The organism is Methylobacterium sp. 1A (assembly GCF_058072805.1).
Genome location: NZ_JBYQVE010000002.1, coordinates 471,448 through 487,537 on the forward strand (window position 1 = coordinate 471,448; position 16,090 = coordinate 487,537).

A 16,090-nucleotide genomic window follows, 5' to 3' on the forward strand; every position below is an offset into this window, starting at 1 on the left:
ATCCAGGGTCGCGCCACGCTGATCGATCGCGCGCCGCCCTGGGTCACTTCGCTGCGCTCGTGATGACGGGGAGGCAGCTCACGCCGCCTCAGTCGATATCCTCGACCGCCTCACCGCCGCCGTAGACCCGCTGCGCGAGCGAGGCCTCCATGAACGGGTCGAGGTCGCCGTCGAGCACCTCGTCCGGATCAGTGGACTGGGTGCCGGTGCGCAGGTCCTTCACCAGCTGATACGGCTGCAGCACGTAGGACCGGATCTGGTGGCCCCAGCCGATATCCGTCTTGGCGGCGGCCTCGGCGTTGGCCTTCTCCTCGCGCTTCTTCAGCTCCAGCTCGTACAGGCGGGCGCGCAGCATGTTCCAGGCGGTCGCCCGGTTCTTGTGCTGGGAGCGCTCCTGCTGGCACGCGACCACGATCCCGGTGGGGTTGTGGGTGATGCGCACCGCCGAGTCGGTGGTGTTGACGTGCTGGCCGCCGGCGCCGGACGACCGGTAGGTGTCGATCCGGCAGTCGGATTCCTTGATCTCGATCTCGATCCGGTCGTCGATCACCGGATAGACCCAGACGCTGGCGAAGCTGGTGTGCCGCCGGGCGCTGGAATCGTAGGGCGAGATCCGGACCAGACGGTGCACGCCGGACTCGGTCTTGAGCCAGCCGTAGGCGTTGTGGCCCTTGATCAGGAGCGTGGCGCCCTTGATCCCGGCCTCCTCGCCGTCGGTCATCTCGACGACCTCGACCTTGTACTTCCGGCGCTCGGCCCAGCGGGCATACATGCGCTGGAGCATGTTGGCCCAGTCCTGGCTCTCGGTGCCGCCGGCCCCGGCATGGACCTCGAGATAGGTGTCGAAGCCGTCGGCCTCGCCCGACAGAAGCGTCTCGACCTGCCGGCTCGCGGCCTCCTTCTCGACGGCGAGGATCGCCGCCTCGCCCTCGCGGATCGAGGATTCGTCACCCTCCATCTCGCCGAGCTCGATCAGCGTGGCGCCGTCCTCGAGGTCGCGCTCCAGCTTCTTGATCGCCGTGACGGCCTCGTCGAGCTGCTGGCGCTCGCGCATGACCTTCTGGGCGGCCTCGGCGTCGTTCCAGAGGTCGGGGTCCTCGGAAGCCGCGTTCAGCTCCGCGAGGCGTTTATCGACTGTATCCCAGTCAAAGATGCCTCCTCAGCAGCCCTATAGACTGCTTGGCGGCATCCGAGGCTTGCTCGATCTCGGCGCGCATCTGGCTTTTCGGGAATGGGGTGTGGGGAGAGAATGGAAGCTCGTCGGGTCGGGGTGATACCCCCCGGGACCCGGCCTGTAAACGCTTCCCCGCCACGTCGCCCGCCACGTCGCCCGCCGCGTCGCCCGCCACGTCGCCCGCCACGTCGCCCGCCACGTCGCCCGCCACGTCGCCCGTCGCCCGTGCGGCGCCCGACCGCAGGGATGGCGGCGAGCCGGCGAGCCTCGGGCGCGTTGTCGGGGTTGTCGAGGACGAGCGACACGGCCCGGGAGGCAGGCGGATGGCGGACGATCACGCGGCGACGTGGAAGGACTTCAACGAGGCCGTCAACATGACGCCGGCGGCGCTGAGGAAGCACCTCGACAGCGCGGCGAGCCGGGAGGTCGGCCAGAAGAAGGACGGCGGCGAGTCGACCGGGCACGAGATGGGCCGGCGGATCCTGGCGATCAAGGACACCAAGAAGGCCGACCTGACGGACGACGACTACGCCGCCATGCGCAAGGTCGTGGGCTACGTCCACCGCCATCTCAAGCAGGGCGGCGAGGCCCGGAAGGACCCCGACTCCCCGTGGCGGATGTCGCTGATGAACTGGGGCCACGATCCGCAGAAAGATTGAGGCCCCGGAACGCCCGGCGGCTCAGTAGCGCGGCGGCACGATGTAGGACGGAGCGATCACGTACTCCCGCGGCCGCTTGCGCGCGCCGAACCGCCCCTCGGTGATCTGGTCGTTGTAGTAGTCGAACCCGGTGTAGCCGAAGCCGCCGCCGTTCATCACCTCGGCCACCGGCACGGCGGGCTGGGCGAGATCGGGCCGGCCCGGCGGCACCACCACCTGGCAGCAGCCCTCGGTCTGCAGGACCGTCGGGCCGTTCGGGGCGGTGAACACGAAGGCGCGGGGCTGGTAGGGCGCCGGCGGGTAGGCGGCGTCAGAGGCCGAGGCGCCCTGCCCCGCCAGGAGGGCGAGCAATCCGGCGGCGATCAGGGTCTTGGTGCTCACGCGATGCTCCGTCAGGGGGCCGGGCTGGCCGGCATCTGGCCTACAGTCTAGCTGATCGCGGGCGGCTTGTCCGGCCCGTCCGAATCGACCGGTTACCGAAATTCCGGGCGGGTTCAGCCCCGCGCGCGCAGCACGACCTGCGGGCTCGCCGGGACGGGGCGGCAATCGGTCGTGAAGGCGTTGACCGGCAACGGCTTCGAGTCGCACGCGTACACGTCCGCCGGCCCTGGCGCAGGGATCGGGTCCCGGGCGATGATCGGGTTCGGCGCGCAGGCCGAGGCCGCGGCGGCGAGCAGCAGGGCGGCGATGAGGTTCAGGCGGCGCATGCGAGACTCGGGACGCGGGAAGACCCCCGCACCTGACCCTGGCCATCGCGCCCCGCGCTGACAAGCGCCGGCGCGGGGCGCCGACACCTTTGACGACGTCTGTCGCCCCGCGGCAACAATTTGCGCGGGCCGGCTTAGCCGGTCCGGGCCATCGGCAGGACGTTGTGCAGCGTCTTGTCGGTGCCGTCGAAGAACCGGCGGATATTGCGCGCCGCCTGCCGAATGCGCTGCTCATTCTCCACCAGCGCGATGCGGACGTACTCGTCGCCGAACTCGCCGAAGCCGATGCCGGGCGCGACCGCCACGTCGGACTTCTCCAGGAGCAGCTTGGAGAATTCGAGGCTGCCCAGTTCCCGGTACCGCTCGGGGATCGGCACCCAGGCGAACATCGACGAGGCGGGCGACGGGATGGTCCAGCCGGCCTTGCCGAAGGACTCCACCAGCGCGTCGCGACGCTTCCTGTAGATGCTGCGCATCTCGTGGATGCATTCGTCCGGGCCGTTGAGGGCGGCCGTCGCGGCGACCTGAATCGGCGTGAAGGCGCCGTAATCGAGGTAGGATTTCACCCGGGTGAGCGCCGCGAGCAGGCGCTCGTTGCCCACCGCGAAGCCCATCCGCCAGCCGGCCATCGAGTAGGTCTTCGACAGCGAGGTGAACTCCACCGTGCAGTCGATAGCGCCGGGCACCTGCAGCACCGAGGGCGGCGGGTTGTTGTCGAAATAGACTTCCGCGTAGGCGAGGTCCGACAGCAGGATCAGCTCGTGCTGCTTCGCGAAGGCCACGAGGTCGCGGTAGAAGTCGAGGCTCGCCACGTAGGCGGTCGGGTTCGACGGGTAGCAGACGACCAGCGCCACCGGCTTCGGGATAGAGTGGCGCATGGCCCGCTCCAGGGCGGGGAACATCGCCGGCGTCGGCTCGGCCGGCACGGAGCGGATGACGCCACCGGCCATCAGGAAGCCGAAGGCGTGGATCGGGTAGCTCGGGTTCGGCACCAGCACGACGTCGCCCGGCGCGGTGATCGCCTGGGCCATGTTGGCGAACCCTTCCTTGGACCCGAGGGTCGCCACCACCTGGGTGTCGGGGTTCAGGGTCACGCCGAAGCGCCGCTGGTAATAGCCCGCCTGGGCCTTGCGAAGGCCGGCGATGCCCTTGGAGGCCGAGTAGCGATCCGTGCGCGGCCGCCCGGCCGTCTCGCACAGCTTGGCGATGACGTGCTTCGGGGCGTCCAGATCCGGGTTGCCCATGCCGAGATCGATGATGTCGGCGCCCTGCGCGCGGGCGGCAGCCTTGATCCGGTTGACCTGCTCGAAGACGTAGGGCGGCAGTCGCTTGATGCGGTGGAAGTCGGTCATGGGCGTGTCCATCGGCGCGTCCCGGATCCGGCGTCTCTCGTCTGGGCCGGTCGGGCGAACCACGTGCTCTAGCAGAGTTGCGGGCCGCCGCCGACCCTGAAAAAGGGCCGCTACTGCGACGCCGCCGGAGCCGGCTTGACGGTGGCGGCCGCGCCCCGCCCGGCGCTCTCGGCGGCCCGCCCCCGGGCCTCGTTGCGGCCGCGGGCACCCTCCAGCTCCGCCTCCAGGGCCTTCTGGCCCGTGACCGACTTGGCCCGGACCGGCCGCTTCGGCGCGTCGACGCCCACCGGCATGAAGTCGGGCTGCGCCTTGCTGCGGGTGTCCGTGACGAAATCCGGGGCCGCGACGACCCGCGGCCCGTAGCCTGCATCGGAGGCCAGCGAGCGGACGACGTCGCCCGAGCAGGCCCCGAGCGCGCCGACCAGCACGCCCAGGCCGGCCGCGCGCGTCAGGCGGCGCAGCGGACCGGCGCGATGTGGGCGGATAGCGGGGTTCAAAATGGCACGATCCATCGTCACATGCGTATGAAAAGATCGGCCGGATGTTTCGGCGACGTCCTGAGCCGGGCTGGCGAAAACTCTGGCTCGCTCCTTATTTTGTCGGAAACGAGGCCCGCGCCATCGGGTCAACAGATGAAGCACAGGGAGGCACGTTTGACGAGCCCGCAGGCGCCGGATCGGACCGCCCCTCCGAAGTCGGTCTCGAACGGCGCGATGCCGGACGGCACGGTCGCCCCGATGCCGGATTTCGAGGCGATTTCCCGCAATGCCGGTCAGTTCGTCGAGGCGATGGGGCGCAACGCCGCCCGCCTCCTCGGGCCCGAGGGCCAGGCGGCCGCACCCGGCAGCGAGATGAACGAGGCGGCCAAGGTGCTCGGTCAGGTGGCCGAGACCTGGCTCGCCGATCCGAACCGCAGCGCCGAGGCTCAGGCGCGCCTGTCGCAGGCGTTCCTGTCGCTCTGGGGCTCGACCTACCTGCGCCTGCAGGGCCAGCCCGCCGATCCGGTGGCGCTGCCCGAGCCCCGGGACGCGCGCTTCGCCCACGCCGAGTGGACGACCAACCCGTATTTCGACTTCCTCAAGCAGGCCTACCTGCTCGCCACCCGCTGGGCGGAGAGCCTCGTCGACGAGGCCGAGGGGCTCGACGCGCACACGCGTCACAAGGCGCAGTTCTACCTGCGCCAAGTGACCAGCATGCTGTCGCCCTCGAACTTCCTGCCGACCAACCCGGAGCTGATCCGCCACACCCTGCAGGAGAACGGCGCCAATCTCGTCCGCGGCCTCAAGATGTACGAGGAGGATCTGGCGGCCGGCGGCGGGCAGCTGCGCGTGCGCCAGACCGACCCGAGCGGGTTCGAGGTCGGGCGCAACATGGCGGTCACCCCCGGCGAGGTGGTGTTCCGCAACGACCTGATCGAGCTGATCCAGTACGCGCCCACCACCGAGACCGTGCTGCGGCGCCCGTTCCTGATGGTCCCGCCCTGGATCAACAAGTTCTACATCCTCGACCTCAATCCGCAGAAGAGCTTCCTGAAGTGGATGGTCGACCAGGGCCTGACGGTCTTCTGCATCTCCTGGGTCAATCCCGATTCCCGCCACGCCGACAAGGACTTCGAGTCCTACATGCGCGAGGGGATCGAGGCGGCCATCGACGCGATCGGCGTCGCCACCGGTGAGAGCGAGGTCACGGCGGCGGGCTACTGCGTCGGCGGCACGCTGCTCGCGGTGACGCTCGCCATGCAGGCGGCCACCGGCAACCGGCGGATCAAGAGCGCGACGCTGCTCACCACGCAGGTCGACTTCACCCACGCGGGCGACCTGAAGGTCTTCGCCGACGAGGAGCAGATCCGCCAGGTCGAGGCGCGCATGGCCGAGCAGGGCTACCTGGAGGGCGCCCGCATGGCGAACGCCTTCAACATGCTCCGGCCGAACGACCTGATCTGGCCCTACGTCGTGAACAACTACATCAAGGGCAAGGCACCCTCGGCCTTCGACCTGCTGTACTGGAACTCCGACGCCACCCGGATGCCAGCGGCCAACCACTCGTTCTACCTGCGCAACTGCTACCTCGACAACACGCTGGCGCAGGGGCGGATGGTGCTCGGCAACGTCCGCCTCGACCTCAGGAAGGTCCAGGTGCCGATCTTCAACCTCGCGACCCGCGAGGACCACATCGCGCCGGCGCTGTCGGTCTTCGAGGGTTCGAAGGTCTTCGGCGGGAAGGTCGATTTTGTCCTCGCCGGCTCCGGCCACATCGCCGGCGTGATCAACCCGCCGTCCAAGCCGAAATACGGCTACTGGACCGGCGGCCCCGTGAAGGGGACGCTCGAGGAGTGGATCAGGGCCGCGGTCGAGACCAAGGGCTCGTGGTGGCCCTACTGGTTCCAGTGGATCGAGGCGCAGGCCCCGGAGCGGGTGCCGGCTCGGCAGCCGGGCGGCGACGCGCTGCAATCCTTAGGGCCCGCGCCCGGCACATACGTGCGGATGCGCGCCTGAGGCGCGCGACGCACGCGGATCGATGGGTGAACGGCCGCGACGATCACGGAGCCGCCCGGTCATCACGAGCGGAGCGACGTGACCCGGGGCAGCGCGACACCTGTCGGCGTGGCGATGCCCTGGATCGCCTCATTCCGCTCGCGAGGACGGCGGCAGCGACGGACGCGACCGGAGCTGCCCGTCAGTACTTCCGCACGAGCGGCGCCGGGGCCGGGGCCGGCGGCGCGCCGAAGACGTAGCGGAAGCCCACCGAGACGATGTCGGCGCTGGAATCCACCACGCCCGCGAAGGCGATGTTGCTGATGTTGTAGTCGCGGCCGATGCCCGCGAGGATCCGCGAGCGGTCCAGGAAGAAGTGCGAGTAGGCGAGGTTCAGCGTCAGCTGCTGGCTCCAGCGGTAGCTGGCGCCGACCGAGACGTTGTACCGGTCGCCGTCCGGCAGGCGCACCGAGCGGTTCCGGAAGTCGATGGGCGAGGTCTCGTAGGCGAAGCCGGTCCGCAGCGTCAGGTTCGGCGACGCGTCGTACTCGGCGCCGATCGCGTAGGTGAACCCGTCCTTGTAGTTGAGCGGCAGGTTGTTCACCGGCAGGCCGATCGTCTTCGACACGATGCCGATGGTCCCGAGCCTCGACCAGTTGTCCCACTCGAAGCCGAGATTCACCCGCGCCACCGGCGAGACCGCCTGGGTCAGGCCGACGCTCAGCTTCTCGGGCGTGTTCAGCTTGGCGCGGACCTGTCCGGCCAGCGGCGCCAGGGCGACGAGCGGGACGCCGATCGAACCGTCGATGTCGTAGTGCACCGAGGAGCAGTAGCCGATACCCAGCACGGTCCCGTCGCGGGGCGTGAGCGTGGCGCCGGCGGTGAAGCCCGCGCCCCAGGACTCACCCTTGAGGAAGGAGCTCGGATACGAGGTCGGCAGGATGCCGGGGATCGGCAGCGCCTGCCGCAGGGTCAGGCGGAAATACTCGATGTTCGGGCCGGCCGCGATCGAGAGCCACTCGTTGACCTTGAAGCCGATGACCGGGTTGATCGCCAGCGAGAAGATCCGCGACGAGCGTCCGTAGACCTCGCCGGCCCACACGTCCCGCGGCTTGGTGACGAGGCCGAAGGGGGCGCCGGTCGAGAGGCCGAGCCACAGGCGGTCGTTCAGCTGGTACGAGGTCGCGCCCGCCGGCACGACGGCGCCCTGGCCGATATCGCCGGAGCCGCCCAGCCGCGCGAAGCCCGGATTGGTGCCGGCATCCGGACGGATCGTCGAGGAGAGGCCGATATAGGTGAAGTTCTGCTCCGCGACGAAGCCCGGGTTCATCGTGATCGTCGCGGGGTTCCAGAACATCGACGAGACGCCGCCCGACCCCGACGCCGCGCCCGCGAAGGCCAGCCCCTGGGCCTCGGTGCTCTGCTCCCGGATCCCGAACGCCCCCGCCTGTACCTGCCCGGCGCCGAGGACCACCGCCGTCGCCGCCAGCATCGCAGCGCGAACCGTCCCGCCCATCTCTTCCCCCAAGCCTTCGTTCTGCTGGGCGCCGTCGATTGTTCGAGACCCGTTATGCGGCGACCTTCCATGCATGGTGCCGGTTTCGGGTGCGGAACCGCAATGACCCCGACCATTTTCGGCACCGAGAGGAATAGTAGTAGATAAGGAGCGGTAAACGGCACCTTCACGAGCGAAACCCCGTGATGATCGAGATTTTTCAGTCTTGATCCGAGCTGTCACACCGAGATGGCGACAGGAACAATATATCCGAACGTCGCCGACCCTGCACTTTTCCGCCGTCCTGTTGCCCTGCGGCGACACCCGGCGGACCGACACGCCGACGCGGCCGGCCTTGCACCCGGGTCGAGGCCCGGCCATGGTCCCGGCGTCCGGCGCAGACCGGTTCAGGGAAGGATGAGGAGTGCGGCCATGAAGCTCTTCCGGCACGGCCCGAGCGGCGACGAGAAGCCCGGCCTCGTGGATGCCAGCGGGGGGCTGCGCGACCTGTCGGGCATCGTGCGCGACATCGCCGGGCCGGCCCTCGCGCCCGACTCGCTGGCGCGGCTGCGCGCCCTGGATCCCGAGACCCTGCCGAAGCTGTCCCCGGACGTGCGGCTCGGCCCCTGCGTCGGCGGCACCCGGAACGTCGTCGCCATCGGCCTGAACTTCGCCGACCACGCCGAAGAGACCGGCTCGCCGATCCCCGCGGAGCCGATCATCTTCAACAAGGCTCCGTCCAGCCTGTGCGGGCCGAACGACACGGTCATCATCCCCAAGGGATCGCACAGCACCGACTGGGAGGTGGAGCTCGCCGTGGTGATCGGGCGGCGCGCCAGCTACGTCCACGCCAACGAGGCGCTGAGCTACGTGGCGGGTGCCTGCATCTGCAACGACGTCTCCGAGCGCGAGTGGCAGATGAACCGCGGTCCGACCTGGACCAAGGGCAAGAGCGCGCCGACCTTCGGCCCCCTCGGCCCATGGCTGGTGACCCTCGACGAGATTCCGGACCTGAAGAACCTCGCCATGAGCCTCGACGTGAACGGCGAGCGCCGTCAGACCGGCTCGACAGCCACGATGATCTTCGACGTTCCCCAACTCGTCGCCTACGCGTCGCACTTCATGCTGCTGGAGCCGGGCGACGTGATCACCACCGGCACGCCGCCGGGTGTCGGCCTCGGCATGAAGCCGCCGCGCTACCTCAAGGCCGGGGACGAGATGGTCCTGCGCATCGACCGGCTCGGCGAGCAGCGGCAGAAGGTCATCGCCTTCGACGACTGGACCGCCAAGGTCTCGGCCGGCGAGCCGACGCACTGAAAGACGGGCTGACAGACGGGCTGCCGCCCGCGTCCGGGCGGCGGCCCCGCGTCCAGGCAACGTCATCGATATTGGCGAGCGCCCGGCACCCGCGACCGACGGGATTTATATACTCTCGATTGAATTATGGATTTATTTTAGTATTGTAAGTTATATCGCGGACCTTGATCGGTTAAGACTGTATTATATTATAGCTGTAAAATGCCCGCCTCGTCGATCGGGCCCGGCATGACTGCGAAAACTGATTTCCCAAATGACCGGACCTCCGGATTAGAGTCCGAGCCGCCGACCCTCAGGTCGATCGAGATCCTGGCCGATGCCGTCAAGCAGGCGGCGCAGGAGAAGACCGGCCGGATCCGGCGGATCACGGCGCAGACCAAGATCCTCGCCCTCAACGCGCTCATCGAGGCCGCGCGCGCCGGAGATGAGGGACGCGGCTTCGCGGTCGTCGCCCAGGAAGTGCGCGCCCTCGGCGAGTCCGTGGACGTCATCGCCGGCGAGCTGGAGCTTCACCTGTCCGGCCGCATCGTCGAGCTGCAGCGCACCGTCGAGACGATGGCGGGCCGCGTCCAGGGAGAACGCCTGGTCGATCTCGCGCTCAGCGCGGTCGAACTGATCGATCGCAACCTCTACGAGCGGACCTGCGACGTGCGCTGGTGGGCGACCGACGCCGCCGTCGTCGCCTGCGCGGCCGATCCCGGCCCGGCCGCGGCGGCCTTCGCGGGCGACCGCCTCGGCATCATCCTCTCGGCCTACACGGTCTATCTCGATCTCTGGATCTGCGGCCTGGACGGCCGCATCCTCGCGACCGGCCGCGCCGATCGATACCCCGGCCTGCAGGGCCGGAGCGTCGCGGGGGAGGCGTGGTTCCGGGAGGCGCTCGCCCTGGAGAGCGGCGACGCCTTCGTCTGCGCCGACGTGCGGCAGGAGGATGCGCTGGGCGGCGCGCAGGTCGCCACCTACGCGGCGAGCGTGCGTGAAGGCGGTCAGGCGACCGGCGCACCGCTCGGCGTCCTGGCGATCCACTTCGACTGGGCACCGCAGGCCCACGCCATCGTTTCGGGGATCCGGGTCGCGCCGGAAGATCGGGGGCGCACCCGCGCACTGCTGGTCGATGCCGGCGGCCGGGTGCTGGCCGCCTCGGATCAGGTCGGCCTCCTGACCGAGCGGGTCTCCTGCCGGATGGACGGCGAGACGAGCGGAGTCGTGTGGGATCCGCGGTCGGGCACGGTCACGGCGTACCATCGGACACCGGGATACGAGACCTATCGCGGGCTGGGCTGGTACGGCATGATCGTCCAGACCGACCCCTCGGTCGGAGGATCGGGCGCGAGGCCCGCTTGATTTCTGGCCGCCGATCCGGCTCAAACACCGTATGAGCGCGACTTCCCTCCCCGGTTCCCAGCAGCCCGACCTCGGCGACATCCGCCACGACTGGAGCGTGGCGGAGATCCGCGCGATCCACGACCTGCCGCTGATGGACCTCGTGTTCCGGGCCGCGCAGGTGCACCGCCGGCACAACGATCCCGCCGACATCCAGCGGGCCTCGCTCCTGTCGATCAAGACCGGCGGCTGCCCGGAGGATTGCGCCTACTGCCCGCAATCGGCCCATCACAAGGGCGCGGGCGTCGCGCGCGAGCGGCTGATGCCCGTGGAGACGGTGCTGGCCGAGGCGGCCGCCGCCAAGGCCGCCGGCGCCCAGCGCTTCTGCATGGGCGCCGCGTGGCGCCAGCCGAAGGACGGCCCGGAATTCGACGCGGTGCTCGCCATGGTGCGCGGCGTGCGCGGCCTCGGCATGGAGGCCTGCGTGACGCTCGGCATGCTCACGCCCTCGCAGGCCGGACGCCTCGCCGAGGCCGGGCTGACCTCCTACAACCACAACCTCGATACCGGGCCGGATTTCTACGAGGACATCATCTCCACCCGCACCTACGACGAGCGCCTGCAGACCCTCGCGAACGTCCGCGAGGCCGGGATCGGCGTGTGCTGCGGCGGCATCGTCGGGATGGGCGAAGGTGTCACCGACCGCGCCGCGATGCTCCAGGTTCTGTCCAACCACGCCCCCCATCCGGAAAGCGTGCCGATCAACGCCCTCGTGGCGGTGCCCGGCACCCCGCTGGAGGACCAGCCGGCGGTCGACCCGTTCGATCTGGTGCGCATGTGCGCTACGGCGCGGATCGTGATGCCGCGCTCCCGCGTGCGGCTCAGCGCCGGCCGCAAGAGCCTCACCCGCGAGGCCCAGGTGCTGTGCTTCCTCGCCGGCGCCAACTCGATCTTCTACGGCGAGCGGCTGCTCACCACCGCCAATAACGGGCAGGACGACGACGCGGCGCTGCTGGCCGATCTCGGCATCCGGGTCGGGGAGCCCGTCCGGGCCGCGGCCGAGTAGCGGCAACGGGGCACCGTCTCGCGGGTCCGGTCCCGTCAGCCCTCCGGCAGCACGATCCGGAAGCGCGCGCCGCTCAGCCCCTCGGCCTCGCAATCGTCGAGGGTGAGGGTGCCGCCGTTGATCCCGATCAGCTCGGCGGCGATCGGCAGCCCGAGGCCCGTACCGCCGGACCGCATGGACCCCTGGAACGGCGCGAACAGGTTCTCCCGCGCGCGCGCCGGGAGACCGGGACCGTTATCGGCGACCAGGATCGTGACCCGGCCCGGTGCCGCGCGGACGGCGACCACGCTCACGGCGGCCTCCGGCACGGCCGCCCCGTCCAGCGCCTGCACGGCATTGCGCACGAGGTTGGCCAGCGCCCGCCCGAGCTGCTCCGGATCGGCCTGCACGGAGAGATCGCCCGCCGCGACCTGGACGCTGACCGGATGCGCCGCCAGCGCGGCGAGGTCCGGAAGTTCCGCGAAGACCGGTGCCAGCGGCGTGCTGGTGAGGAGCGGCGCCCGCTCGGAGACCCGCCCGTAGGCGAGGGTCGCCTCGCAGAAGCGGATCGCGCGGGCCAGCGTCCCGACGAGGCGGGGGGCCACGCGCTGCACGGTCGGATCCTCGGTCCCCTCCAGGCGGTCGCCCAGGAGCTGCGCGCCGGTCAGCAGGTTGCGCAGTTCGTGGCTGATCTTGCTGACCGCCAAGCCCAGTTCGGCGAGTCGCCGCTTCTGCCGGAGCTGGTCGGCGAGGCTGCGCTGCATCCGCCCGAGTGCCCGCTCGGCCTGGCCGATCTCGTCGCTGCGGCGGGACGGCGCGATGATCCGCCCGGCATCCTCCGGATCGTCCGCGAAGGCCGTGATGCTGGTGGCGAGCCGCCGCACGGGGCGCACGATCAGCACCTGCAGCACCACGAAGACGAGACCGGCGGCGGCCGCCGCGATGATCAGCGAGGAGACCAGCAGGCGCAGCGCGTAGTCGATCATGGCGGTGCGCAGCGGCGCCTCATCGAGCAGGATCTCGACCCGGTCGAAGCCGATGCCGCCCTCCCCGACCACGCGGATCGGCTCGTGGACCGGCGCCACGAGGGTGCGCCACGCACCCCGGATCGCCGACAGGGCCGTGACGTCGCGCAGGTCGACGGTGTCGGCGACCTGCTCGGGCATGGGCTCGATGGCGAGCAGACGCTGGGCGCCGCCGCCGCGGACGGCGATGGCGCGGGCGTTCACGCCGGCCAGGAGCCGGCTCTCGAGCGGCTCGGAGACCGGCTCGCCGGTCCGCCCGTCGAGTACCAGAGCGGCGACTTGCGCGGCCGCCAAGCGGTCGGACATCCATTCGATCCGGTAATTGGCCACCGCCGGCACGTAGGTCAGCACCTCGGCCACCACCACGAACGCGACGGTGACGAGGAACAGGCGCCCGGACAGGCCGAGGCGCGCGGTGCGCCGCTCGGGGACGTCGCGGGCCGGTGCGGGCGCCGGCGTCGCCGGTGCCTCGGCCTGATGGGACTCGAGGGACACGCCGGTCACGCTCCGCGCCGGCATCGCGGATGAGGATCGGCGGAGAGAGGATTGAGAAAGCTCGAGCCGGGTTCGGCCTTCGCGGGATACATGTTCGCAAGCCACAGATTCGCAGGCGGGAATACAGGCTCCCGGCGGCGAGCACTATACGATATCCCCCTCCAAGCGGTTGCACGCGCCCTCAGACACCGAAAAACACAGCCGGTGGCGGATCGCGCGTCTCGGCGGCGCATCTCAGCCGCGTCGGGCGCGGCGGCTCAGCAGCATGCTGACCAGGGCGAAGACGGCCAACATCGCGAGACCTGCAACCATCTTGGGCGTGACCAGGGCGCGCAGGGTCAGGGCCTGGTCGCAGCCGCCCGCCCCCGTCGCGAGGCAGGCGGCCCTGGCGGCCTCGTGGGCGGCGACGACGTCCTCGATGCCCGCGCCCGTGGTGGCGTACACGACCGCGCCCGGCAGCAGCCCCAGGAACGTCGCGAGCACGAAGACCCGCATCTTCACCCCGAAGGCGGCGGGCGCGAGGTTGGTCACCCAGAACGGGAACAGCGGCAGGAGGCGGAGCACCGCGATGTAGCCGAAGGCGTCGCGCCGGAAGCCCTCGGCCAGCCCGGCGAGGCGCGTGCCGCCCATGCGCCGCAGCAGGTCGGCGCCGGGCCCGCGGCCGATCGCGAAAACGATGGCCGCCCCGGTCGTGGCCGCACAGACCGCGGTGAGCGCCCCCGGCACGATGCCGAACAGGAAGCCGCAGACCATCGTGAGGATCAGCGTGGCCGGTACCGACACGACGACGGCCCCGACATAGAGGCAGTAGGCCGCGACCAGCGCGCGGAGATACCCGGCCTCGACGAAGCCGCGCAGCCAGAGGCGGGACGCGAGCAGGCGGTCGAGGCTGAGGAGTTGCGCGGCTCCCGAGACCAGGACCACCGCCGACACCGTCAGGAGCAGCGCCAGCGGGAGCCAGCGCCGCAGGCGCTTCCAGCGCCCCTCGCGGTTCTCGACGCGGCCTTCGGCGACGGGGGCGTTGCCGGTCTCGCTCACCCGGGCTTGCGCATCCGCAGGATCTTGAAGAACCCGCCCGGGAAGGTCGGCTTCAATCCCAGGACCTCGACGCCGTTGCGCCGCGCCCAGGCCTCGATCCGCGTCGCCTTGAAGTCCGACGACCAACCGATCTTCGTGCAGAGCGGCGCCACGACTTCCTCGACCCGGGCCAGAGGGCCGTCGCTCTGGCCGAAATGGTTGGCGAGGACGATGCCGCCGCCCGGGCGAACCACCCGCAGGAACTCCGACATCGCGGCCTCGGGGTCGGGCACCAGGGTGATCAGGAACTGGGCCACGACGGCGTCGAAGCTCGCGTCGGCGTAGCCGAGGTGGCAGACGTCCATCACTTGGAGGCCCTTCACGTGGGCCAAGTTCCGGCGCCGGACCTTGGCGCGGGCGCGCTTGAGCATGTCCTCGGACAGGTCGACGCCGCAGACGAAGCTCGCCTTCGGGTAGTAGCCCAGCGCCAGCCCGGTGCCGACGCCGGCCTCCAAGATCCGAGGCCCGTGCTCGGCCGCCGCCTCGACGGCGGCGCGGGCCGCGGGCTCGGTGAGCTTGTCGTAGACCACGTCGTAGACGGGGGCCCAGCGGGCATAGGCCTTGCGCATCAGGGCCGTGCTCGGCCCGGCCATCTGCGGCTCGCTCAGCATCGTTCGAAGGTTCCAGAGGTTGAGATCAGGCGGCCTCGCGGGGCCGGGCCGACAACGCGTCGACACGCCGGATGGTGCCGCCGCCCAGGACCCGGGCCCGGGGGCCGTCATCCGCGTAGATCGCGCAGGCTTGGCCCGGCGACACGCCGTCCTCGGGCTCGGCGAGCACGACCTCGGCCGCGCCGTCCGGCCCGACCGTCAGCGTCGCCGGGCGCGGCGGACGGGTCGAGCGCACGCGGACCGCCACCGGCAGGTCGCGCACGGCCGCCACCGGCCCCTCGCCGAGCCAGTTGAGGTCCGAGAGGCGGATCCGGGTCGTGGCCAGCGCCGTGCGCGGCCCGACCACAACGCGGGCCGAGTCCGGCTCCAGCCGCACGACGTAGAGCGGCTCGGGCCCGGACAGGCCCAGGCCCTTCCGCTGGCCCACCGTGTAATGCACGATCCCGTCGTGCCGGCCGAGAACGTGGCCGGCGAGGTCGACGATCTCGCCGGGCCGCGCCGCGTCGGGGCGCAGACGCGCGATCACGTCGCTGTAGCGGCCCTGCGGTACGAAGCAGATGTCCTGGCTGTCCGGCTTCTCGGCGAGCGACAGGCCGAGATCCTTCGCGAGCGCGCGTGTCTCGGTCTTCTCCATCTCGCCCAGGGGGAAGCGCAGGAAGTCCAGCTGCTCCGCCGTGGTCGCGTAGAGGAAGTAGCTCTGGTCGCGGGCGGGATCGAGGGCGCGGTGGAGCGCGCGGCCGCCGCCCGGGAGCGCCCGGCTGGCCACGTAGTGGCCGGTGGCGAGCGCGTCGGCGTCGAGGTCGCGGGCGAGGCCCAGCAGGTCGCGGAACTTCACCGTGCGGTTGCACTCGACACAGGGGATCGGCGTCTCGCCCGCGAGGTAGCTCTCGGCGAACTTCTCGATGACTTCGTCGCGGAAGCGATCCTCGTAGTCGAGGACGTAGTGCGGGATGCCGAGATGCTCCGCCGCCGCCCGGGCGTCGTGGATGTCCTGGCCGGCGCAGCACGCGCCCTTGCGGTGGCTCGCCGCGCCGTGGTCGTAGAGCTGGAGCGTGACGCCGACCACGTCGAAGCCCTGCCGCTTCAGCAGGCCCGCGACCACGGAGGAATCGACGCCGCCCGACATGGCGACGACGACGCGCGTCTCGTGGGGGGCTTTGGGAAGATCGAGGGCGTTCATCGCGAGGGTCCGCAGCCGCCGGCCCGGAAGCTCCCTGGCTGCACGGGCCGTCTATAGCGGGACTTCGCCCGGCTTTCCAGGGCAGCGAGATCGGACACTCGGCAGATCCTGCCGGGCGGGCGGCAGCTTCGATCAGGTACGACCCACGTGCTGCAA

15 protein-coding genes are annotated in these 16,090 nt (G+C 70.5%); 5 read left to right on the forward strand and 10 right to left on the reverse strand.

Annotated elements, in window-relative coordinates:
• Positions 1–88: 88 nt before the first annotated feature.
• A protein-coding gene (gene prfB / locus ACX9MN_RS22415; protein ID WP_106427873.1) for a peptide chain release factor 2 occupies positions 89–1,217 on the reverse strand; the annotation gives its coding sequence in 2 pieces (ribosomal slippage) (positions 89–1,147 and positions 1,149–1,217; 1,128 coding nt in all).
• 280 nt (positions 1,218–1,497) lie between these two features.
• Here prfB and ACX9MN_RS22420 point away from each other — a divergent pair.
• A complete protein-coding gene (locus ACX9MN_RS22420) occupies positions 1,498–1,833 on the forward strand; it encodes a DUF3140 domain-containing protein (RefSeq protein WP_056531456.1) in 336 nt (111 codons plus the stop codon).
• Between the two features lie 21 nt (positions 1,834–1,854).
• Here the strand turns inward: ACX9MN_RS22420 and ACX9MN_RS22425 are convergent, their stop codons facing one another.
• The 4 genes from ACX9MN_RS22425 to ACX9MN_RS22440 all read right to left on the reverse strand — a co-directional run bounded on the left by ACX9MN_RS22425 (position 1,855) and on the right by ACX9MN_RS22440 (position 4,389).
• Positions 1,855–2,214: a hypothetical protein gene (locus tag ACX9MN_RS22425; protein WP_020090817.1), complete on the reverse strand. Its 360-nt coding sequence runs from the start codon at positions 2,212–2,214 to the stop codon at positions 1,855–1,857.
• A gap of 113 nt (positions 2,215–2,327) precedes the next feature.
• Complete coding sequence (locus ACX9MN_RS22430) at positions 2,328–2,540, reverse strand: hypothetical protein (protein WP_020090818.1); 213 nt, start codon at positions 2,538–2,540, stop codon at positions 2,328–2,330.
• A 134-nt stretch (positions 2,541–2,674) separates the two neighbouring features.
• Complete coding sequence (locus ACX9MN_RS22435; protein ID WP_489726343.1) at positions 2,675–3,892, reverse strand: LL-diaminopimelate aminotransferase; 1,218 nt, start codon at positions 3,890–3,892, stop codon at positions 2,675–2,677.
• 110 nt (positions 3,893–4,002) lie between these two features.
• The gene (locus tag ACX9MN_RS22440) at positions 4,003–4,389 is read right to left on the reverse strand and encodes a hypothetical protein (RefSeq protein WP_244492163.1); all 387 of its coding nucleotides are present in this window, start codon (positions 4,387–4,389) and stop codon (positions 4,003–4,005) included.
• Between the two features lie 216 nt (positions 4,390–4,605).
• Between ACX9MN_RS22440 and ACX9MN_RS22445 the strand changes: the two genes are divergently transcribed.
• Positions 4,606–6,387: a PHA/PHB synthase family protein gene (locus ACX9MN_RS22445; protein WP_489726344.1), complete on the forward strand. Its 1,782-nt coding sequence runs from the start codon at positions 4,606–4,608 to the stop codon at positions 6,385–6,387.
• A gap of 181 nt (positions 6,388–6,568) precedes the next feature.
• Here the strand turns inward: ACX9MN_RS22445 and ACX9MN_RS22450 are convergent, their stop codons facing one another.
• A complete protein-coding gene (locus tag ACX9MN_RS22450) occupies positions 6,569–7,882 on the reverse strand; it encodes an OmpP1/FadL family transporter (RefSeq protein ID WP_489725505.1) in 1,314 nt (437 codons plus the stop codon).
• Positions 7,883–8,293: 411 nt separating this feature from the next.
• Between ACX9MN_RS22450 and ACX9MN_RS22455 the strand changes: the two genes are divergently transcribed.
• The 3 genes from ACX9MN_RS22455 (at position 8,294) to bioB (ending at position 11,567) form a co-directional block, all read left to right on the forward strand.
• Entirely contained in the window at positions 8,294–9,178 is an 885-nt protein-coding gene (locus ACX9MN_RS22455; RefSeq protein ID WP_091979324.1) for a fumarylacetoacetate hydrolase family protein, read from the forward strand.
• 228 nt (positions 9,179–9,406) lie between these two features.
• On the forward strand, positions 9,407–10,522 hold the full coding sequence (locus ACX9MN_RS22460) for a methyl-accepting chemotaxis protein (RefSeq protein WP_489725506.1): 1,116 nt from the start codon (positions 9,407–9,409) through the stop codon (positions 10,520–10,522).
• Between the two features lie 31 nt (positions 10,523–10,553).
• The gene (bioB, locus tag ACX9MN_RS22465; protein WP_020090825.1) at positions 10,554–11,567 is read left to right on the forward strand and encodes a biotin synthase BioB; all 1,014 of its coding nucleotides are present in this window, start codon (positions 10,554–10,556) and stop codon (positions 11,565–11,567) included.
• A gap of 35 nt (positions 11,568–11,602) precedes the next feature.
• Here the strand turns inward: bioB and ACX9MN_RS22470 are convergent, their stop codons facing one another.
• The 4 genes from ACX9MN_RS22470 to mnmA form a co-directional block, all read right to left on the reverse strand.
• The gene (locus ACX9MN_RS22470; RefSeq protein WP_489725507.1) at positions 11,603–13,090 is read right to left on the reverse strand and encodes an ATP-binding protein; all 1,488 of its coding nucleotides are present in this window, start codon (positions 13,088–13,090) and stop codon (positions 11,603–11,605) included.
• 210 nt (positions 13,091–13,300) lie between these two features.
• Entirely contained in the window at positions 13,301–14,104 is an 804-nt protein-coding gene (locus tag ACX9MN_RS22475) for a TVP38/TMEM64 family protein (protein WP_020090827.1), read from the reverse strand.
• The gene (locus tag ACX9MN_RS22480; protein WP_056531444.1) at positions 14,101–14,754 is read right to left on the reverse strand and encodes a class I SAM-dependent methyltransferase; all 654 of its coding nucleotides are present in this window, start codon (positions 14,752–14,754) and stop codon (positions 14,101–14,103) included. Before ACX9MN_RS22480 ends, ACX9MN_RS22475 begins: the two co-directional genes overlap by 4 nt.
• 25 nt (positions 14,755–14,779) lie before the next feature.
• Positions 14,780–15,934 (reverse strand): tRNA 2-thiouridine(34) synthase MnmA, encoded by a 1,155-nt coding sequence (gene mnmA / locus ACX9MN_RS22485; RefSeq protein ID WP_020090829.1) that lies wholly within the window; start codon positions 15,932–15,934, stop codon positions 14,780–14,782.
• Between the last annotated feature and the right edge of the window lie 156 nt (positions 15,935–16,090).

What these genes read in the sequence shown, in the direction of transcription:
- ACX9MN_RS22420 (WP_056531456.1), top strand. Translation starts at nt 1,498, where the DNA reads ATGGCGGACGATCACGCGGCGACGTGGAAGGACTTCAACGAGGCCGTC.
- ACX9MN_RS22430 (WP_020090818.1), bottom strand. Translation starts at nt 2,540, where the DNA reads ATGCGCCGCCTGAACCTCATCGCCGCCCTGCTGCTCGCCGCCGCGGCC.
- ACX9MN_RS22435 (WP_489726343.1), bottom strand. Translation starts at nt 3,892, where the DNA reads ATGACCGACTTCCACCGCATCAAGCGACTGCCGCCCTACGTCTTCGAG.
- ACX9MN_RS22445 (WP_489726344.1), top strand. Translation starts at nt 4,606, where the DNA reads ATGCCGGACGGCACGGTCGCCCCGATGCCGGATTTCGAGGCGATTTCC.
- ACX9MN_RS22450 (WP_489725505.1), bottom strand. Translation starts at nt 7,882, where the DNA reads ATGGGCGGGACGGTTCGCGCTGCGATGCTGGCGGCGACGGCGGTGGTC.
- ACX9MN_RS22455 (WP_091979324.1), top strand. Translation starts at nt 8,294, where the DNA reads ATGAAGCTCTTCCGGCACGGCCCGAGCGGCGACGAGAAGCCCGGCCTC.
- ACX9MN_RS22460 (WP_489725506.1), top strand. Translation starts at nt 9,407, where the DNA reads ATGACTGCGAAAACTGATTTCCCAAATGACCGGACCTCCGGATTAGAG.
- bioB (WP_020090825.1), top strand. Translation starts at nt 10,554, where the DNA reads ATGAGCGCGACTTCCCTCCCCGGTTCCCAGCAGCCCGACCTCGGCGAC.
- ACX9MN_RS22470 (WP_489725507.1), bottom strand. Translation starts at nt 13,090, where the DNA reads ATGCCGGCGCGGAGCGTGACCGGCGTGTCCCTCGAGTCCCATCAGGCC.
- ACX9MN_RS22480 (WP_056531444.1), bottom strand. Translation starts at nt 14,754, where the DNA reads ATGCTGAGCGAGCCGCAGATGGCCGGGCCGAGCACGGCCCTGATGCGC.
- mnmA (WP_020090829.1), bottom strand. Translation starts at nt 15,934, where the DNA reads ATGAACGCCCTCGATCTTCCCAAAGCCCCCCACGAGACGCGCGTCGTC.